At 52.8% G+C, this 18703-nt stretch carries 13 protein-coding genes and 2 pseudogenes; all 15 read left to right on the plus strand.

Annotated features, from left to right (window positions below):
• Positions 1-159: 159 nt before the first annotated feature.
• The 15 genes and pseudogenes from K0B01_09750 to msbA all read left to right on the plus strand — a co-directional run bounded on the left by K0B01_09750 (position 160) and on the right by msbA (position 18555).
• Positions 160-354: a hypothetical protein gene (locus tag K0B01_09750; GenBank protein MBW6486420.1), complete on the plus strand. Its 195-nt coding sequence runs from the start codon at positions 160-162 to the stop codon at positions 352-354.
• The gene (locus tag K0B01_09755; GenBank protein ID MBW6486421.1) at positions 351-2132 is read left to right on the plus strand and encodes an AAA family ATPase; all 1782 of its coding nucleotides are present in this window, start codon (positions 351-353) and stop codon (positions 2130-2132) included. The genes K0B01_09750 and K0B01_09755 overlap by 4 nt, the downstream gene beginning before the upstream one ends.
• Entirely contained in the window at positions 2129-4882 is a 2754-nt protein-coding gene (locus K0B01_09760) for a RecQ family ATP-dependent DNA helicase (protein ID MBW6486422.1), read from the plus strand. The genes K0B01_09755 and K0B01_09760 overlap by 4 nt, the downstream gene beginning before the upstream one ends.
• Positions 4883-4894: 12 nt before the next feature.
• Positions 4895-5479 carry a DUF488 domain-containing protein gene (locus K0B01_09765; GenBank protein ID MBW6486423.1) on the plus strand — a complete coding sequence of 195 codons (585 nt, stop codon included), beginning with the start codon at positions 4895-4897 and terminating at the stop codon, positions 5477-5479.
• Positions 5480-5492: 13 nt separating this feature from the next.
• A complete protein-coding gene (locus K0B01_09770) occupies positions 5493-5927 on the plus strand; it encodes a DUF488 domain-containing protein (protein ID MBW6486424.1) in 435 nt (144 codons plus the stop codon).
• A gap of 116 nt (positions 5928-6043) precedes the next feature.
• The gene (lysS, locus tag K0B01_09775; GenBank protein MBW6486425.1) at positions 6044-7546 is read left to right on the plus strand and encodes a lysine--tRNA ligase; all 1503 of its coding nucleotides are present in this window, start codon (positions 6044-6046) and stop codon (positions 7544-7546) included.
• A 2-nt stretch (positions 7547-7548) separates the two neighbouring features.
• Positions 7549-8829 carry a lipoprotein-releasing ABC transporter permease subunit gene (locus K0B01_09780; GenBank protein ID MBW6486426.1) on the plus strand — a complete coding sequence of 427 codons (1281 nt, stop codon included), beginning with the start codon at positions 7549-7551 and terminating at the stop codon, positions 8827-8829.
• A gap of 15 nt (positions 8830-8844) precedes the next feature.
• Positions 8845-9516, plus strand: a complete 672-nt coding sequence (locus K0B01_09785; protein MBW6486427.1) for an ABC transporter ATP-binding protein — start codon at positions 8845-8847, stop codon at positions 9514-9516.
• Positions 9509-12151, plus strand: a complete 2643-nt coding sequence (gene bamA / locus K0B01_09790) for an outer membrane protein assembly factor BamA (GenBank protein ID MBW6486428.1) — start codon at positions 9509-9511, stop codon at positions 12149-12151. The genes K0B01_09785 and bamA overlap by 8 nt, the downstream gene beginning before the upstream one ends.
• Before the next feature lie 75 nt (positions 12152-12226).
• The gene (locus tag K0B01_09795; protein MBW6486429.1) at positions 12227-12802 is read left to right on the plus strand and encodes an OmpH family outer membrane protein; all 576 of its coding nucleotides are present in this window, start codon (positions 12227-12229) and stop codon (positions 12800-12802) included.
• 12 nt (positions 12803-12814) lie between these two features.
• Positions 12815-13855 carry a UDP-3-O-(3-hydroxymyristoyl)glucosamine N-acyltransferase gene (lpxD, locus tag K0B01_09800; GenBank protein MBW6486430.1) on the plus strand — a complete coding sequence of 347 codons (1041 nt, stop codon included), beginning with the start codon at positions 12815-12817 and terminating at the stop codon, positions 13853-13855.
• Positions 13855-14628 carry an acyl-ACP--UDP-N-acetylglucosamine O-acyltransferase gene (gene lpxA, locus K0B01_09805; GenBank protein MBW6486431.1) on the plus strand — a complete coding sequence of 258 codons (774 nt, stop codon included), beginning with the start codon at positions 13855-13857 and terminating at the stop codon, positions 14626-14628. Before lpxD ends, lpxA begins: the two co-directional genes overlap by 1 nt.
• Positions 14629-14632: 4 nt before the next feature.
• The gene (locus K0B01_09810; GenBank protein MBW6486432.1) at positions 14633-15688 is read left to right on the plus strand and encodes a Gfo/Idh/MocA family oxidoreductase; all 1056 of its coding nucleotides are present in this window, start codon (positions 14633-14635) and stop codon (positions 15686-15688) included.
• A 14-nt stretch (positions 15689-15702) separates the two neighbouring features.
• Positions 15703-16800: pseudogene (lpxB, locus tag K0B01_09815) on the plus strand (lipid-A-disaccharide synthase).
• Positions 16801-16809: 9 nt separating this feature from the next.
• Positions 16810-18555 (plus strand): annotated as a pseudogene (msbA, locus tag K0B01_09820) (lipid A export permease/ATP-binding protein MsbA).
• The last annotated feature ends 148 nt before the right edge of the window (positions 18556-18703 follow it).

Genomic DNA, 18703 nt, shown 5'->3' on the forward strand with positions numbered 1-18703 from the left:
CCAATTGCAAAACTCCTTCTGCGTCATTCCGGCGAAAGACGGATTCCAGTCTTTTCAGTCCGTTCTGGGCCCCGACTTTCGCCGGGGCGACGGATAAGCTTATTTTGCAATTGGCTCTATTGTTTAAAATTTAGATCATAAGCGGGAGGAGAAGCAATAATGAGTACGCAAGAAATATTGATGATATTCAACGACAATTTAAATGCCCTGACAGATAGAAATAAGTACAGTATGGGAATTGAAGATGCGGATCATGAGAAAGCATTGTATGCGCTGGAATTAGCGCTGGAGAATCCTTCCCTTTCCCCGGCAAGACTGTTTGACATTATTGCCGGCGAAAGAACCGTGCGATGAGATTAAAGCAACTTGTCGTAAAAAACATCGGCGTATTCTCCGGCACTCGGCGATTCGATTTTGATGATAATCTGACAGTAATTTACGGGAAGAATTTTTCCGGGAAATCGACTCTGGCACGGGCTCTCTATTTTTCCTTGTGCGGAAAAATTCTGAATACAGGAATTACATCAAAAGACATCGTTGCCGTTGGCATGAATAGCGGAACGGTCGGGATAACTTATATTATTCGCGACAAGCTCTGTCGCCTTTACCGATCCACAAAAGGAGATGTGCAGGAGGAGTTTTTCACGGATCAAAGATGGCATCCAAGCGAAGGATCGGCGCTTCCGCAGCTTAATTTTCATCAATGGAAAGTGGGATATTTCCTGAAAGAAGAAGAATTGGGCGAATTTCTCACTCAAACACCTGCTAACCGCAGGGACCTCCTTCACAAATTGCTCGGTGTCGAAAATTTGATGGCTGCCAGGGACATGTTTGTCAACTTTCGCCGTTATTCCAAAAGCCTTGAAAAAATGTCTGCGGCCAGGCGAAGCGCCTTGTCTTCCGGTACCGGTGCTGATTGCGCCGAGGAATTGAAGGAACGACTCAAAGAGGTTAGAGCACTGGAAGAAAGAATTGACATGGGGAATGGTAGGGATGAAAATTATCGCCTGTTCGTTGAGCTGGAAAAAACGAGGGCGGCGTTCTCTTCCAGGCGAGAGGTGATATTGGAAGAAATAAAGAAATCACTATCAGATTTCAACGACGTTACTGAATTGAATGATATACTGAAAGAACTTGCCAATCGTCTTGCTCTTCGCGACCAATACCTGAAACAGATATCGACTCAACAGGGAATGCGCACCGCCTTGATAAATCAGTTGAAAAATGAAGACATCCTGATTTCCTCGCTTCATAAAACGCAAAAAAATCAAGTATGTCCCACCTGTCTGCAAATCATATCACCCGATCAGCGTAACAAACTTCTTGACGATATAGAGAATAGGAAACTGTTACTGGCAAAAGAAATACAGAAAACAGAATCAACCGAGAAGGAATTAAGCAAGGCCCTGTATTTGCTCGACCAGCTTACAGAAAAATATGCTGATCTTAAGGAACGATCCGCAAGATTGCAGCATTTTAACCAGGAACTTGACGAAAATGAACAACAACTGACGGAATTATCCAGGAAGATCGACCTGATTGCCCGGAACGCCGACTGCGAGGAATCTCTCGAACTCCGGAATAAGTTGGAAAGATCAAAGGAATCATTGAAGGTTCTGGAGACTGAGCATGCGTTATTCGAACGCCGGCAGCTTGAAATTAAAAAAGCGGATGCTGAAATGCTCACGACATCCCATAATCGACTCTTTTCGGAATGGATAACGGACGCTCTCGATATGACCATCAAATCAACAATGGGGGTGTCTCTTCGCCAAGTCGAAAGGGGAATTCAGGGATGTCTGAAAAGTTTTGATTTACTGCGCGGACAAAATGCTACTCTCAATCTGGAAAAGACCCAATTGCTTCCCGACTTTGAGAATCGCAATTTCCATTCGCTGTCAGGAAGTGAAAAAGGAATTTTGTATCTTGCTTTGAAAGTTGAAATTTCCCGTCTTATGCAGGGGAGTGATTTTATGGTACTGGACAGCCCGAGCGTTTATCTTGATGAACTGCGCCGTGAACGTTTGCGTGATTATCTTTTGTCGTTAACACCCGGAAAACAGATTATCCTTCTTACCAATGATCTCAATTTTGCTAATCTGATGACAGATGGAACGAGAATCAATCTATGAAAAGTGAGATAGAAGAAATAATGGAAATGTTTGATAAGACAATTTCCGGAAATGATCCTCTTCCCGAAGAAATGATTTGCAATACCAATCCGGATGTCGAACAGCGCAGTCAATACCGGACAATTCTAAAGACTATCTTTGGTTACGATACGTTCTGGCCTCTTCAGGAAAAAGTTATTGCTCATATATTGGAGAAAAAGGACGCCTTGGTAGTAATGCCTACCGGGGGCGGCAAGTCCCTTTGTTATCAGATTCCAGGAATGATTTTTGAGGGACTGACGATCGTGGTTTCTCCTCTGATTTCCCTCATGAAAGACCAGGTGGACCAGTTGTGGGAAAATGGCGTTCCCGCCCTTTTTCTGAACAGCTCCCTGAGTATGGAGGAATACCGGGATAATGTGACAAGGCTCAGGGACAATTCCGTCAAATTCCTGTACCTCTCCCCGGAAGCATTGCAGGCGACGCGAATGCTGGCCCTGCTGGCCGAGTTTAAGGTGGATTGCCTGGCCATTGACGAAGCCCATTGCATCTCCGAGTGGGGACACGATTTTCGCCCGGAATACCGGATGCTTGCCGATGCCCGCCGCGCTTTTCCCTCTGCCTGTTGCGTTGCGCTCACGGCCACGGCCACACCGCGCGTGCGGGCGGATATCAGGCAATTTCTCAATATCGACAAAAAGAGCGAGTACGTCGGTTCCTTCAACAGGCCGAATCTCTTTCTGGAAGTGGCGCCGAAGACCGAGCCCCTCAAAAAGGCGCTGGCCTTGATCGAAAGATATCAAAACGAATCGGGAATAATTTACTGCGGCAGCCGTCGCCAGACGGAAGAACTCTACCGCATCCTTCTGGACAGGGGATATTCGGTGCGGCCCTACCATGCGGGTTTGTCGGATAAAGAACGTCGGGAGAACCAGGAACGCTTCAGCCGCGACGACATCCGGATCATAGTAGCTACAATTGCCTTCGGCATGGGGATTAACAAACCCAATGTCCGGTTTGTTATCCACTATGATTTGCCCGCGAGCATCGACAACTACTACCAGGAGATCGGCCGGGCCGGACGGGATGGCCTCCCTGCGCATTGTCTTCTTCTGTTCGGGTATGGCGATATTCAAAAAGTGAAGTTTTTTATCAGACAAAAAAACGCTTCGGAACAACAGGTGAGCAATGTCCTTCTGAAAAATCTCATTGGGTTTGCTGAGACTCACCTCTGTCGGCGGATCCCCCTGTTGAATTATTTTGGCGAAACCGATGGTCCGGACCGTTGTGATATGTGCGACAATTGCAGGACGAGGAAAACAGCAAAGGAATTAGACAATCTAAATGTTCCCGAGCATATGCGCCTCTCCGATTTGCATAAAGTGGAGAGGGGAGAAACGACCTTTTCCGGAAGGCTGGAAGTTGTAAAAAAAGACCGGGGAGATTCCTTAAACCAAAATAAAAATGAGCTTATGCCGTCTGATGTGGTCCTTTTTGAAATGTTAAGGGAAAAACGCAAGGAAATCGCCAATCAGAAAAATGTTTACCCGTTTTTCATTTTCTACGATCGTACCTTGATAGAAATGGCCACATATTACCCCGTTACTCGTGAAAGTTTATCGATGCTCTATGGGATGAGCAGCAGAAAATTGGAAGAATACGCCGATACTTTTCTTGATATCATCAAAGAACATTGTGAAATAAATGATATACAGGAACAGCCAAAAATTGCGCCAATACCGGAATCAGCCTTCATGCCTTTGCACGAAAGCGGTTCAGACCGTCATCTTGTCACTGGCGAACTGTTTAATCAGAGTAAAAACATTAAACAACTGGGAGAAATTCTTAACATTCAGCAGGAAACGGTACTCAAGCATCTCTATCAGTGCCTCCGTGAAAAACATACCTTCCGTGAGAACGATTTTCTGATTGACTCCAAGTTGACGGGGGAACAGCAGCAAGCGGTGTTGCAGGCATTTGCCCGCCTGGGGACAGAGCGTCTTCGCCCTGTCTTTGAGGATTTGAAAGGGACGATTTCTTATAATGAGCTGCACCTCTTACGACTGTACCATTTATGCCGGGTGAACAATCGTCCGGTGAATCGCAAAGACTTTATCTGCCTGGCCGTATCCCGGAAATACGGCGGCTACTGTCTGGCGGGCAAGGCGTGGAATAGTGGAAAGGTCGGGGCATGGATTCGACCGGTAAGCAGCCGGGGCACCGGCGAACTTTCCAGGGAAGAGATAATTTTCGATAACGGCGTGATCCCGAAATGCATGGATATCATCAGCATCGATGTTCAAGGCGTCAAGGAACATCCTTACCAGAAGGAAAATTTTCTGATTGGAGAAAAGAGTCCCTGTGCTTGGCAATGGAAATTGCCTTATTCGGCACTTCCCGATATGGCGGATGACGTAAGCGATCTCTGGATGACCGGTTTTCACGGTGTAACAGACATGCATGACCGCGTGTCCGAAGAGGAGTTGAAAAAGGCTGCACCTCCTTCGCTATATCTGATCAAACCTGATTTTTTTACCCTGCTGGTGGCGGATGATCTTTTTGCAAGGAAAAAAGTTCGGGCCAGGTTCTCATACCGGGGAACAACTTACACCCTTTCGGTGACCGATCCCGTCATCGAAAAAACGTATCTCATGAAGCAGCGGGGCGAATACCCTTTGAGCGATCAGGAGATTTACCTGACAATCAGCATGGGGGAGCCATTCAATGGCTATTGCTACAAACTGATTGCCGCAGTGATTACAATGGAATAGTGAGGTTTATAAATGCCTGAAATATTTACAATCGGCCATTCCGTCCATTCGCTTGAGCGCTTTCTTGAGCTGTTGAAAATGCACGACATCACGGCTGTATGCGACGTAAGATCGAGTCCCTGGAGCCGTTATACGCCCCATTTCAACCGCGAATCGCTGAAGGACGAACTGGCGAAGCAGCGCATCAGCTACATTTACCTGGGCCTGGAACTGGGGCCGCGCAGCGATGACCCGACCTGCTATGAAAAGGGCAAGGTGCAATACAAGCGCCTTGCCGACCGGGAAATCTTTCAACGGGGGCTTGCCCGTCTGCGCAACGGGATGACTGCATACCGCATTGCGCTCTTGTGCGCTGAAAAGGAACCCCTCACCTGTCACCGGATGCTGTTGGTTTGTCGGTATTTGCGCGCTGATGATCTCGTTATCAGGCATATTCTCGAAGATGGCGCCATAGAGGACAACAGGGATTCCGAAGAGCGCCTGATGAAACTATTGAAAATCGATCCCGTCAACCTGATTTCAACAAGAGCGGAGCAAATCGAACGGGCCTATGACATACAGAGTGGAAAAATTGCCTACACCCTGGAGGAGGGGTGACATGACGGACAAGATTACGGTATTTACGATAGGTTTTACAAAAAAGACGGCGGAGGAGTTTTTTACGCTGTTGATGAAGGCCGGCGTCAAGCGAGTGATCGATATCCGACTCAACAATGTCTCCCAACTGGCCGGGTTCGCCAAGCGGGAAGACCTGCGCTATTTCCTGCGGGCAATCGGCGGGATCGATTATCTGCATCGTCCCGATTTGGCGCCGACGCAGCAGATACTTGATGAATTCAAGAAAAACAAGGGGAGCTGGCCGGATTACGAGCGGGATTTTCTGGCATTGCTTCTTGCAAGAAAGGCCGAGCTGAACATAACCCCCGAACTGCTCGATGAGGGGTGCCTGTTGTGCAGCGAGGATAAGCCGCTCCACTGCCATCGCCGGCTCGTCGCCGAATATCTGCGGTCAAAGTGGGGAAACGTGGGGATCATTCACCTTTGAATTTTCAACCATGTAAAATAAATCTGTCCCCTTTTTGCGTTAATTCCTCCTTGACTAATTTCTTGTAAAAATGTAGTCAAATCCACTTTATACCAAAACAGGACGATAGAGGGACTATGGAAGAGGAAAATGAACTGCTGAAAAAACGTCGGGAAAAGGCCGACTTGCTGAAGAGAGATGGGATAGATCTCTATCCGAACGACGTTCAGGTTGCCAATAATTCGGAAGCAATCAAGGGACGTTTGGAAAATTTATCCGAAGAAGAGCTTGGTAAAATTGACGAACGCTTTACCCTTGCCGGGCGCATCATGGCCATCCGCGATTTCGGCAAGAGCGCCTTCGTCAGCATTCAGGACCGCAAGGGGCGAATCCAGGCCTTTCTGCGCAAAAACGCACTGGGGGAAAAGGGATTTTCACTTTTCAAGAAACTCGACGCCGGGGACGTAGTCTGGATAGCGGGGCGAATTTTCAAGACCAAAACCGGCGAGTTATCGATAGACGTGGAGGAAAACGGCCTGCGCCTGCTTTCCAAATCGCTGCTGCCCTTGCCGGAGAAATGGCACGGTCTGACCGACGTGGAGATTCGCTACCGCCAGCGCCACCTTGATTTGATCGTCAACCCCGAGGTGCGCAAGGTGTTTCAGCAGCGCAGCCGCATTATCAGCCTGATTCGCCGGTTCATGGAGGAGCGTGATTTCCTGGAAGTCGAAACCCCGATGATGCAGCCCAAGGCGGGCGGCGCGGTGGCCCGACCGTTCAAAACCTTTCACAACGCGCTGGGGATGAATCTTTTTCTGAGAATAGCCCCGGAACTGTACCTGAAGCGCCTGATAACCGGCGGTTTGGAAAGGGTTTTCGAGATCAACCGCAATTTCCGGAACGAGGGAATCTCCACCTTTCACAACCCCGAATTCACGATGATGGAGTTCTATCAGGCCTACGCGACCTATGAGGAGCTGATGACGATGACGGAGGAACTGTTCGGCTGTATCGCCATGAACCTGTTTTCTTCGCTTCAGTTCAACTATCAGGGAAACGAGATAAATCTGACGCCCCCCTGGCGGAGAATAACCGTTCGGGATGCCGTCCTCGAGATAGGCGGCGTCAAGCCGGAAATTCTTGACGATCCGGCGCTGATGGCCCAATATGCGGGGAAACTCGGCGTTCAGTTGCAAGCAAGCGACCCTCCCGGCAAGGTTTTGATGGCAATCTTTGACGAAACGGTGGAAAAAAGGCTGATTCAGCCCACCTTTGTCACCCATTACCCGGTGGAGGTCTCTCCTCTCTCCCGCCGGAACGTCGCGGATCCCTCCGTTACCGACCGCTTTGAACTCTACATCGCCGGCAGAGAAATCGCCAATGCCTTCTCGGAGTTGAACGACCCGGTCGATCAGCGCCAAAGGTTCGAGCAGCAGATCAAGGAGCGGGAGGCGGGCGATCTGGAGGCCCACGAAATGGATGAGGACTATATCGGCGCCCTTGAATACGGGATGCCGCCGACCGCTGGCGAGGGGATCGGCATTGACCGGCTGGTCATGCTGATGACCGACTCCGCCTCCATCCGGGACGTGATTCTCTTTCCGCTTCTGCGAAGCAGGGAAGCCGCCAGGGAAGAATAATGATGAATTCCTACGAGCTTTTCATAAGCCTGCGTTACCTCAGGGCAAGGCGAAAACAGGTATTTGTTTCCATCATAACATTTATCTCGGTCGCCGGAATCTTTCTCGGCGTTGCGGCCCTGATCATCGTGCTTGCCGTCATGAACGGCTTCGAGACGGATCTGCGCAACAAGATTCTCGGCGTCAATTCCCATATCGTTGTTACGGACTACAGCGGCGGGATGCAGAATTACCGGCAAATAATGGGCGATGTCGCCGCCATTCCGGGCGTCGAGGCGGCAACGCCTTTCATCTACAGTCAGGCCATGCTCAGAAAAGGAACCGCGACAACGGGGATCATTCTGCGCGGCCTGTCGCTGCAGGATGCGCTGAAGGTCATCAACATTGGAAAGATAAAAGAGGGCAGCCTGAAGGGTTTGGAATCTGCAAGCAGACCAATAAGCGCCGCCCAAACGGGCCCGGCGCCCCGTCCCGGCATCGTCATCGGGCGCGAGCTGGCCAAAAACCTGGGGTTGTTCCTGAATGATCAGGTTTTTGTCATTTCCCCTTCCGGCGTTTCCACGCCAATGGGAATGACGCCGCGGATGAAACCATTTGTCGTGGCGGGCATTTTTGAATCCGGATTTTACGAATATGATTCGACCCTGGCCTATATCTCGCTTGAGGAGTGTCAGAATTTTCTGAACATGGGAGAGCTGGTGTCGGGGCTGGAGCTCCGGGTGAGCGACATCTACCAGGCCGGTCAGATTGCCCGGCAGATCGAGAAAAAACTGGGGTTCCGCTACTGGGCGCGCAACTGGATGGAGATGAACAAAAACCTCTTTTCGGCGCTGAAACTCGAAAAGCGGGTCATGTTCATCATCCTTTCGCTAATCGTGCTTGTGGCCGCTTTCAATATCATCAGCGCCCTGATCATGATCGTCATGGAAAAGAATAAGGATATCGCGATTCTCAAGGCAATGGGCGCCACCCGGTCCGGCATCATGAAGATATTTATTTTTCAGGGGGTGATCGTCGGGGCGATCGGCGCCTTGCTCGGCACGCTGGCGGGGCTTGCCGTTGCGCTCAATCTCGAGAAGATATCGCTGTTTGTCGAAAAACTCTTCGGCTTCAAGATCCTGCCGGGAGACGTTTACTATCTGAGCGAACTCCCCTCGCAGGTAAACTACGGCGATGTCGCCATCATTATTGTGGGGACATTGCTGATCAGTTTTCTGGCAACCATTTACCCATCCTGGCGGGCATCCCGTCTGGCGCCGGCGGAGGCGCTCCGGTATGAATGAGAAGTTATTAATTTTATGATAGAAATCAAGAATCTGCAGAAAACATTTCTGCTGAACGGAAATAAAATTGAGGTGTTAAAGGGGATTGACCTGACGATTGCCGATGGTCAGTCGCTGGCAGTTGTGGGGGTGTCCGGCGCGGGCAAGAGCACCTTTCTGCATATCCTGGGAACGCTCGATCATCCGACCGGCGGAGAGGTGCTCTTTGACGGCGTTGATGTATTTTCCTGGCCGGAGAAAAAGCTTTCCGACTTCCGGAATGGCCGCATCGGTTTCGTGTTTCAATTCAACAATCTGCTTCCCGAATTCACCGCCCTCGAAAACGTCATGATGCCAGCCCTGATCCGGCGGATAGCGAGAAAAGAGGCAAAAGACAGGGCTGAGGCAATTCTTTCCGAGGTGGGACTCAGCAATCGCGTCCGGCATAAGCCGGGGGAACTCTCCGGAGGGGAGCAACAGCGGGTAGCCCTTGCCCGGGCGCTTATCCTCGAACCCAGAATACTCCTTGCGGATGAGCCGACCGGAAACCTTGACACGGAAACCGGAAAAAGGATAGAAGACTCGCTCATTTCATTAAACAAGCGTAAAGGGATCACATTGATCGTGGTAACGCACAATACATCACTCGCCGATCGGATGTCGGAGAAGATCGGCCTCAGCGACGGGAGGATTCATAGCCGTGGTTAAAAAACTGCTTTCGGCAAGCCTGCTGACCATCATTCTTATTTTCGCCGTGCAAAGTGCAAACGCGGCTGATTTAAAAAAAATAGCGCTCTTTCCTTTCGAGGCTCACAGCGCAACGGCCGCGCAGGGCGCTGAATTGTGGGAGCTGAGCTACCGGGGAATAACCGGCGAACTGGCGAAGTCAAAAATGTTCACCGTTATCCCGCGTGAATCGCTTGCCCGGGAGATAGCGGGGAAACCCCTTAACGATGAGCTGATCATCTTGGCCGGGAAAAATAGCGGCGCCGATTATGCTTTATCCGGAAGCATTTCCGAATTCGGGGACAGAATCAGCGTCGATGTGAAGATATTCGACATAAAAACGGGACAGGCGATCCCCGGCGTTTTTGTTCAGGGCCGCGGTCGCAAGAACCTCGACGCGATCATCGAAAGGCTCAACTCGGATATCATCCTCCGCCTCGCCCCCGAAAAGCGGATAGACCGCGTCGAATTCAAGGGGAATCGCAAGATAGAAGCCGCCGCGATCAATCGGGGGCTCAAGAGCGCGCCGGGGAACGTCCTGACGGATGAAGACCTCTCGGACGACATCAAAACCATCTATAAACTCGGATACTTTGATGAAGTAACTGCCGATGTTTCGGACACCCCTGAAGGCCGGGTGATAACCTTCGTCGTCACTGAAAAACCGATGATTTCGGAAATCCGCATTCAGGGAAGCAAACAAATTAAAAAAAGCGACATCGAAGCCGTCATGGGCGTTCAGGCCAGGCAAACGGTCAACCCGGAGAGGCTGAAAGCCGATATTAACAAAATCAAGGAACTTTACGACTCCAAAGGCTTCTACAATGCGGAAATTTCCTATAAAATAGATAAAGCGGGGGAGCGCGACGTTCAGGTCGTCATCAGTGTCACAGAAAACGGGAAATTGTTCGTTCAGGACATCCTGTTTGAGGGCAACCGGGCATTTACCACCCGGGAACTCCGTAATATGATGACTACAAAAGAATGGGGAATTTTCCATTTTTTTACCGATTCCGGGCTTCTGAAAAAAGAACAGCTCCGGCAGGACATTGACAAACTCAAGGCCTTCTATCTGAATAACGGGTTCATCAACGTCCAGATCGCCGAGCCAGCAGTAACCCACGATGCCAAGGGGATTTACATCAAGATTTCCGTAGCGGAAGGACAGCAGTACCGCGTCGGCAAGGTGGAAATAACCGGGGATCAGTTGGCGGCGCCGCGCAAAGAGCTGCTGGCCAAGCTGAAAATCCTGAAAAAAGACTTCTATGACCGAGACGCGGTGATGAGGGATATGGATTACCTCACGCAGGCGGCCAACGACGAGGGATATGCCTCTGCCGATATCCTGCCGGGTACAACTCCCCGGGAAGAAACCCGGACTGTCGATGTAAAATACGAAATACGCAAGGGCAAACTTGTATATTTCAACCTGATCAACATCACCGGCAACACCAAAACCAGGGACAAGGTGATCCGGCGTCAGTTGTCGGTTGTGGAGGGGGATCTCTACAGCCGCACCAAGTTGAAGAACAGTTATATGGCCCTCAACAACCTGCGCTATTTTGAGGAAATCGATTTCGAAAGCGAAAAGGGCGCCGATGAGACTCTGACGAACGTCAACATCCGCGTCAAGGAGAAGCAGACCGGCATGCTCAGCCTCGGCGCCGGCTACAGCGCCATAGATAAAGCGGTAGTGTCCGCCCAGGTCACCCAGCAGAACCTCTTCGGCAGGGGGCAGACCCTGAGTCTGAAGGCCAACGTCGGCTCCTCCTCGACCCTTTATGACATCTCGTTCACGGAACCCTGGCTTTTTGACAGGCCCATCTGGAGCAAATTCGATCTCTGGAATCTCTACCGCGAATATGATACCTACAACCTCGACACGATGGGTTTCAGCACAACCCTGGGATACCCGCTCTGGCCTTATGTATCCGGCTATATTGGGTATCGCCTTGCCATTGACAACGTCAAAGACATCCTGCCGACCGCCTCGATCTACACCATAAGGCAGGCCGGCGAGACAATGAGCAGCGGCCTGACCTTAACGCTGACCCGGGACTCGACAGACGATGTCATGTTTCCCACAACCGGCTCGAAGAACAGCGCCTCAGTGGAGTACACAGGGGGGCCGCTGCTGGGCGATGTGAGTTACACCCGCACCGGGGTTTCCTCCACCTGGTTTTTCCCTCTTCCGCTCGATACGGTGCTTGGCCTGCGCGGGCGGATGGGGGCGATCACGGGGAACGCCGGCAAGGAAATTCCGATCTACGAGCGATATTACCTCGGGGGGATAGACTCCTTGCGCGGACTCAGGGAAGTAGGTCCCGTGGATCCCGCTACCGGTGAAGTCATCGGCGGGGTTTCGATGTTGAACTTCAACGTGGATTATACCTTTCCGCTGATCAAGAAAGCCGGGATGCGGGGGGTGGTTTTCTTCGACACCGGCAATACTTGGGAAAGCGGATATCATGTCACTGACATGAGGAAAACCGCTGGGTTAGGAATCCGCTGGTATTCGCCGATCGGGCCGCTCCGCTTGGAGTGGGGATATGTGCTCGACAAAAAAGAGAACGAATCCCCCAGCCGTTGGGAGTTTACGATCGGCATGTTTATGTAATGAGGAAGCAATCGGCCATTGTTTGCGCAGAGCGCCGGCCGCCAATAAATATTTTCACGAAAGGGAGAAGAAGTTATGAAAACGGAGTTTAATGTTCACAAAACGGAGTTTAATGTTCACAAGAAATACGGTTGCGCGATTATCGCGGCTTTGCTGCTGGCCCTGATCTTTTCGGCTGCTCCGGCAGCCGCGGCGGATAAGACGGGTTTTGTGGATGTACGGGAGGTAATGGTTTCCTCCGCCGCCGGCAAGAAGGCCTCGGAGGAGCTGAAAAAGGCATTTGAAAAGAGCAAGGAGGCCATTCAGGCGCGGGAAAACGAGCTGAAAAAGCTGAAGGAAGAGTTAGACAAGCAGAAATCGCTCCTCAAACCGGACGTCCTGCAGGAAAAAGAAAAGAACTATGATAAAAAGGTCCGAGACTACCAGTTGCTGGTAAAGGATTCCAACGAAGAGCTCCAGGGCAAGGAGCAGGACCTGCAGAAGAAGATACTTCCTGAAATACTTAAAATAATTCGCGCCCTCGGGGAAAAGGGGAAATTCACGATGATCGTCGATATCAGCCAGATCCCGCTGCCTTACTTTTCCAAGGAGAATCTGCTGACGAAACAGGTAATCGACGAGTTCGACAAAACCTATAAGCCGAAGAAATAGAGCGGTTGGGCTGTGAAAAAGACACTGGCTGAAATAGCGGCGTTTCTGGGCGGCAGCTTGCAGGGAGACGGTTCCGTCGGCATCGAGCAGATTCGCGGGATCGACGAGGCCGGCCCGGGCGATATAACGTTTATCGCCAACGCGAAATACCGTAAAAAGCTCGAAACCACGAAGGCGGACGGGATCATCGCCGCCCCCGGAACCCTCGGCCCGGGGAAGAATCTCGTGCTTGTCGGCGACCCTTACAGCTCTCTGGGAAAACTGCTGGAGTTGTACTACCCCGAGGAAGAGGAACCGGCCGGAATCAGCAAAGGCGCCTGCGTGGAGGCCGGCGCTGATGTTTCTCCGGAAGCGGCTCTTTACCCGGGCGTTTACATAGGACGGGGGGCGCGCGTTGCGGCCGGGGCCGTACTCTATCCAGGGGTCTTTGTCGGTCGAGACGCTGCGGTCGGAGAAGCCTCCATCCTTTACCCGGGGGTAACCATCTATCGCCGCTGCCTGATCGGACGCCGGGTTGTGCTGCATGCGGGCGTCATCGTCGGCGCTGACGGCTTTGGCTTTGCCCAGCCCGGAGGGGAAAATCGAAAAATCCCCCAGGTGGGATACGTCCAGATAGACGACGATGTGGAGATCGGGGCTAATTCGACGATTGACCGCGGCACCCTCGGGCGAACCTGGATCCAGCGGGGGGTCAAGATCGACAACCTGGTGCAAGTCGGCCACAATGTCGTGATCGGCGAGAATTCGGTTATTGTCGCCCAGGTCGGCATATCGGGAAGCGCGCAACTGGGAAAGGGAGTCGTCATCGGCGGTCAGGCGGGAATAGTTGGTCACATCCGGATTGGGGACGGGGTGATGGCCGCCGCCCGCACCGGAATTCACAAGGACGTTTTGCCGGGGCAGATTGTGGGCGGTGTTCCGCATTTGCCTTATAGGGAATGGCTGAAAAAAGAGGCCTCCCTGCAGAAGCTGCCGGAGCTGCGGGCGGCCTTTGCCGAGTTGCAAAAAAGGGTCGCCACCCTGGAAAAAGAAAAGACGATTAAGGAGAATTGATGAAGATCCACCCAACCGCAATCATAGCGCCCGATGCCACCCTTGCCGAAGGCGTCGAGATCGGTCCTTACAGCCTCGTCGGCCCCGATGTCCATATCGGCAGGAATACCCGCATCGCCTCCCACGTGGTGATCGAACGCCAGGTAGATATCGGGGAAAATAACCGGATATCCCAGTTTGCCTCGATCGGCGGCGATCCGCAGGATCTGAAATATCGGGGCGAGCAAACGAGAGTAGTGATCGGAAACAACAACATTATCAGGGAGTATGCAACCATCAACCGCGCCACGAGCGACGACATCGGGGTCACGATCGTCGGCGACAACAACATGATTATGACGTACTGTCATGTCGCCCACAACTGCAAGCTTGGCAACAACATCGTCATGGCCAATGCGGCCAATCTGGCCGGGCACATTCACGTTGACGACTACGCCATTATCGGCGGTCTTACCGGGGTGCACCAGTTTACCAGAATCGGCGCCCACTGCATCATCGGCGGCGCCTCGGCGGTAAACAAGGATATTCCCCCCTATGTTACTGCCTCCGGCAATTTTACCAAGCTCTACGGCCTGAACCAGATCGGTCTCCGGCGGCGGGGTTTTTCCGAAGAGACGCTTGCCGCCTTGAAGCAGGCTTACAAGATCGTTTTTCGCTCCTCGCTGCTGCTTGCGGTCGCCCTCAAAAGGGTTGAAGAGGAACTTCCCGCTCTTCCCGAGATAAGGCTCTTCGTTGATTTTATCCGAAAATCGGAAAGGGGAATCTGCCGCTGAAGTTATGAAAACGAAGTTTAATGTTCATAAAACGAAGTTTAATGTTGATAAAGAAATCAGAATCGGCGTTGTCGGGGCCGGACATCTCGGCCGCTATCATATCCAAAAGTACCGGCAAATTTCCGGATGCCGCCTCATCGGGGTTGCCGATGTGCTGGAGCAGAGCGCCCGCAGCGCCGCGGAGGGCTGCGATTGCGAAATTTTTACCGATTACCGGAAGCTGGTCGGAAAGATTGACGCGGTCAGCATTGCCGTCCCGACCGCCTGCCATCATGAAGTCGCCTCTGTTTTTCTGAAGGCGGGGGTGGACGTCCTGCTGGAAAAGCCTATTGCGACCACTCTTGAGGAAGCCGACGAGCTTCTCGCCCTGGCCGATGCCCGGGGACTGATCCTGCAGGTGGGCTTTGTCGAGCGTTTTAATCCCGCGATAATCGCCCTGGGGGAGGTAATCGGAGCGCCGCTCTTTATCGAATCGCACCGGCTGCATCCCTTTTTCGAACGGGGTACGGATGTGGACGTTATTCTCGATCTGATGGTGCATGATCTCGATATAATTATTCATTTTGTAAATTACCCGGTTACCTCCGTCGAAGCGGTCGGGGTTTCGGTACTGTCGGACAAGGTCGATATCGCCAACGCCCGGCTTACTTTTGCTTCGGGTTGCGTCGCCAACATAACCGCGAGCCGGGTAACGGGTAAACTGCTCCAGAAAACCCGTTTTTTCGGGGTTGAGGGATACCACGCGGTTGATTTCAGCAAACGGACGCTCGTCTCGCTGGGACGCAAGGTAGATGCCGGAGGAAAAATAGAAATTATCGAAAATCACGTTGCAATCAAGGCCATTGACCCTCTCGAAGAGGAAATCAGGGCTTTTGTCCGGGCGGTGGCGGACCGGACAATCCCGCCTGTCTCGGGCAAGGAGGGGCGCGACGCGCTGGCGCTGGCGCTCCGCATCAACGACGCGATCGCCTGCAGCCGCAACCGAAGCTTGATGTTTACAAAACTCGCCCCCGCTTTTGCCGGGGGCAGAGCGGCGGGGGAGGGGCAATCCACGCCGTGAGCGGGCAGACGGTGATGATAGTTGCCGGCGAGGCGTCCGGAGATCTGCACGGCGGCAACCTTGTCCGGGAAATGCACGCATTGTTGCCAGAACTTTCCTTCTTTGGTGTGGGGGGAAAAAATATGGAGGCCGCAGGGGTCAAACTGAACGCCGACGTCGCCGAGATGGCCGTCGTGGGTTTGACCGAGGTGATCGGGAAACTCGGCGCCGTCCTGAAAGTGATGCGCGGGCTGAAGGCGGCGCTGAAGCTTGATCCGCCCGCCCTGCTTGTCCTGATCGACTATCCCGATTTCAATCTGCCGCTGGCAAAGACTGCCCGCAAACTGGGGATAAAGGTGCTCTACTACATCAGCCCCCAGGTCTGGGCCTGGCGTAAAAGCCGGATCAATGCCATTCGCCGCACCGTGGACAAAATGGTGGTAATTCTGCCCTTTGAAGAGGAATTTTACCGGGAGGCGGGGGTGGATGCAGCCTTTGTCGGGCACCCGCTGCTGGACGCGGTAAAAACACTCCGCCCGCGCGCAGAGACGCTCGCACGCCTCGGCTTGAAAGAAGAGGCGGTAACAATCGCGCTTCTCCCCGGAAGCCGGAAGAGCGAGGTCGAGAGGCTGCTGCCGGAGATGCTCGCGGCCTGCCGGATCATAACCGACATGATCTCCCCCGTGCAGTTTGTCCTGCCGCTGGCTCCGACGCTGCCTTTATCCTATGTGCATGACATTATTCGCCGTTTTTCCGTGCCGGTCCAGGTTGTCGAGGAAGATCTTTATGATGCGATTGCCCTTGCCGATGCGGCTATTGTCGCTTCCGGGACCGCCACACTGGAGACGGCGCTCCTCGGAGTGCCGATGGTCGTCATTTACAAAATATCGGGGCTGTCGTATGAAATAGGAAAAAGATTTATAAAAGTGGCTTACATAAGCCTCGTAAACCTGATCGCCGGACGGGCCGTTGTCCCGGAGTTGATCCAGCAGGATGCCAACCCTGCCCGGATCGCCGCCGAGGTGAAGGAATTGATAGTCAACGAAGAAGTGAGGCAGGAGATGAGGGATTCTTTTATGACCTTGCGCGGGAAGCTGGGCGCCCCCGGCGCCTCGCAAAGAACGGCGCAGATCGCCTGCGCGATGCTGCAAGAGGGATAACAAGCATTGGACATATTCAAAAGACTTCTGAGACTGGCCAAACCGCATCTTTACAAATTTTTCATTGCGATGCTCTGCATGCTCGTTGTCGGCGCGACCACATCCGCGCTCGCCTTTCTCGTAAAACCGGCGCTCGATGAGATATTTCTAAAGAAAAACGCGACAATGCTCAAATGGATACCGCTCGGGGTTATCCTGATCTACATCGTCAAGGGGGCTTGCAGCTACCTGCAGACGATTCTCATGAATTTTATCGGTCAGCGGGTTGTCACCGACCTGCGCGCCGACCTCTACCGGAAGATTCAGCTTCAGTCGCTCGCCTTTTTTACCAGAAATCCTACCGGCACCCTCATGTCCCGGATCACCAACGACGTGGGATACGTTCAGGGGGCGGTGTCGGAGGCAGTCACCTCGCTTTTCAAGGATTCCTTTACCCTCGTCAGCCTCGTTTTCGTCATTTTCTACCGGGACTGGCAACTGGCCATCATTGCGATGTGCATATTTCCGCTTGCCGTCTATCCCATCGCCAAGTTCGGACAGAGGATGCGGCAGGTCGCCACGAAGATGCAGATCACCCTCGGGAGCCTGACCACGCTTCTGCAGGAGGCCATCTCCGGCGCCCGGATCGTCAAGGCATTCGGCATGGAAGAATATGAAAACAAACGCTTTTCCGTTGAAAATGAACGCCTCTTCCGGATGAACCTGAAGGCGGTTTCGGTGAATGCCATTTCCAGCCCCTTCATGGAATTCCTCGGCGGCATCGGGATCGCAGCCATTGTTTTTTACGGCGGCTACCAGGTGATCCACGGCAATTCGACGCCGGGGACCTTCTTTTCGTTTTTGACCGCGCTCATCATGCTCTACGAACCAGTCAAACATCTGACCAGCGTCAACAACACGATCCAGCAGGGAATCGCCGGCGCCGAGCGGGTCTTCGGGCTCATCGATCTCGAAGAAGAGATCAAGGATCGCCCTGCCGCGAAGCCCTTACCCCGCATTTCCCGCAATATCGAGATTCGGGATATCAGTTTCCGTTACGAGGACTCGCCCGTCCTGAAAAACATCAATATCAGCATCCGGGTCGGCGAGGTAGTCGCCTTTGTCGGGATGAGCGGAGGAGGCAAGACGACACTGGTCAATCTTATCCCCCGTTTCTACGACGTAACTTCCGGGGCAATCACGATCGACGGCATCGATATCCGTGATGTGACGATCGAATCCCTCCGGGGCCAGATCGCCATTGTGACCCAGCAGACGATCCTTTTTAACGACACCGTGCGCAACAACATCGCCTACGGGGACATCGTCAAAACGGAAGACCAGAGCGTGGCCGCAGCCCGGGCCGCCAATGCCCACGACTTCATCATGCGTCTTCCGGAGGGGTACGACACGCTGATCGGCGAACAGGGAACCAAGCTCTCCGGCGGCGAGCGACAGCGGATCTCGATTGCCCGCGCGCTCTTGAAAGACGCCCCGATCCTGATCCTGGACGAAGCGACCTCCTCCCTCGACTCCGAAGCGGAGATCGAGGTTCAGTCAGCGCTCGACAACCTGATGCAGGGAAGAACGACGCTCGTCATCGCCCATCGCCTCTCCACGATCAGAAACGCCGACCGCATCTTCGTTCTGGTCAACGGCATGATCAAGGAAGAGGGAACCCACGAGCGCCTTCTGGCCTGCGGGGGGGAATACTGCCGCCTTTACAACATGCAGTTCCGTGATAAATAGCGTAATTGGGGACGGGTTCATATGTGCGGCCGGGCAAGGTCGCGTAATCAAGCGGGTGAAAGTCCCGCCCCGGAAGGAAGGCCATCCACCGGGTAGCGAGTCCTTGGAGGCTGATTGGTAACAGTCAGTTTTAAGCGTAGGACAGCAA

This window comes from Syntrophobacterales bacterium (genome assembly GCA_019429105.1).
Taxonomy (GTDB): Bacteria; Desulfobacterota; Syntrophia; order Syntrophales; family UBA5619; genus DYTH01.

Bases quoted from the DNA above. Each gene is read 5' to 3' on its own strand.
- K0B01_09750 (MBW6486420.1), top strand. From the start codon at position 160: ATGAGTACGCAAGAAATATTGATGATATTCAACGACAATTTAAATGCC.
- K0B01_09755 (MBW6486421.1), top strand. From the start codon at position 351: ATGAGATTAAAGCAACTTGTCGTAAAAAACATCGGCGTATTCTCCGGC.
- K0B01_09760 (MBW6486422.1), top strand. From the start codon at position 2,129: ATGAAAAGTGAGATAGAAGAAATAATGGAAATGTTTGATAAGACAATT.
- K0B01_09765 (MBW6486423.1), top strand. From the start codon at position 4,895: ATGCCTGAAATATTTACAATCGGCCATTCCGTCCATTCGCTTGAGCGC.
- lysS (MBW6486425.1), top strand. From the start codon at position 6,044: ATGGAAGAGGAAAATGAACTGCTGAAAAAACGTCGGGAAAAGGCCGAC.
- K0B01_09780 (MBW6486426.1), top strand. From the start codon at position 7,549: ATGAATTCCTACGAGCTTTTCATAAGCCTGCGTTACCTCAGGGCAAGG.
- K0B01_09785 (MBW6486427.1), top strand. From the start codon at position 8,845: ATGATAGAAATCAAGAATCTGCAGAAAACATTTCTGCTGAACGGAAAT.
- K0B01_09795 (MBW6486429.1), top strand. From the start codon at position 12,227: ATGAAAACGGAGTTTAATGTTCACAAAACGGAGTTTAATGTTCACAAG.
- lpxA (MBW6486431.1), top strand. From the start codon at position 13,855: ATGAAGATCCACCCAACCGCAATCATAGCGCCCGATGCCACCCTTGCC.
- K0B01_09810 (MBW6486432.1), top strand. From the start codon at position 14,633: ATGAAAACGAAGTTTAATGTTCATAAAACGAAGTTTAATGTTGATAAA.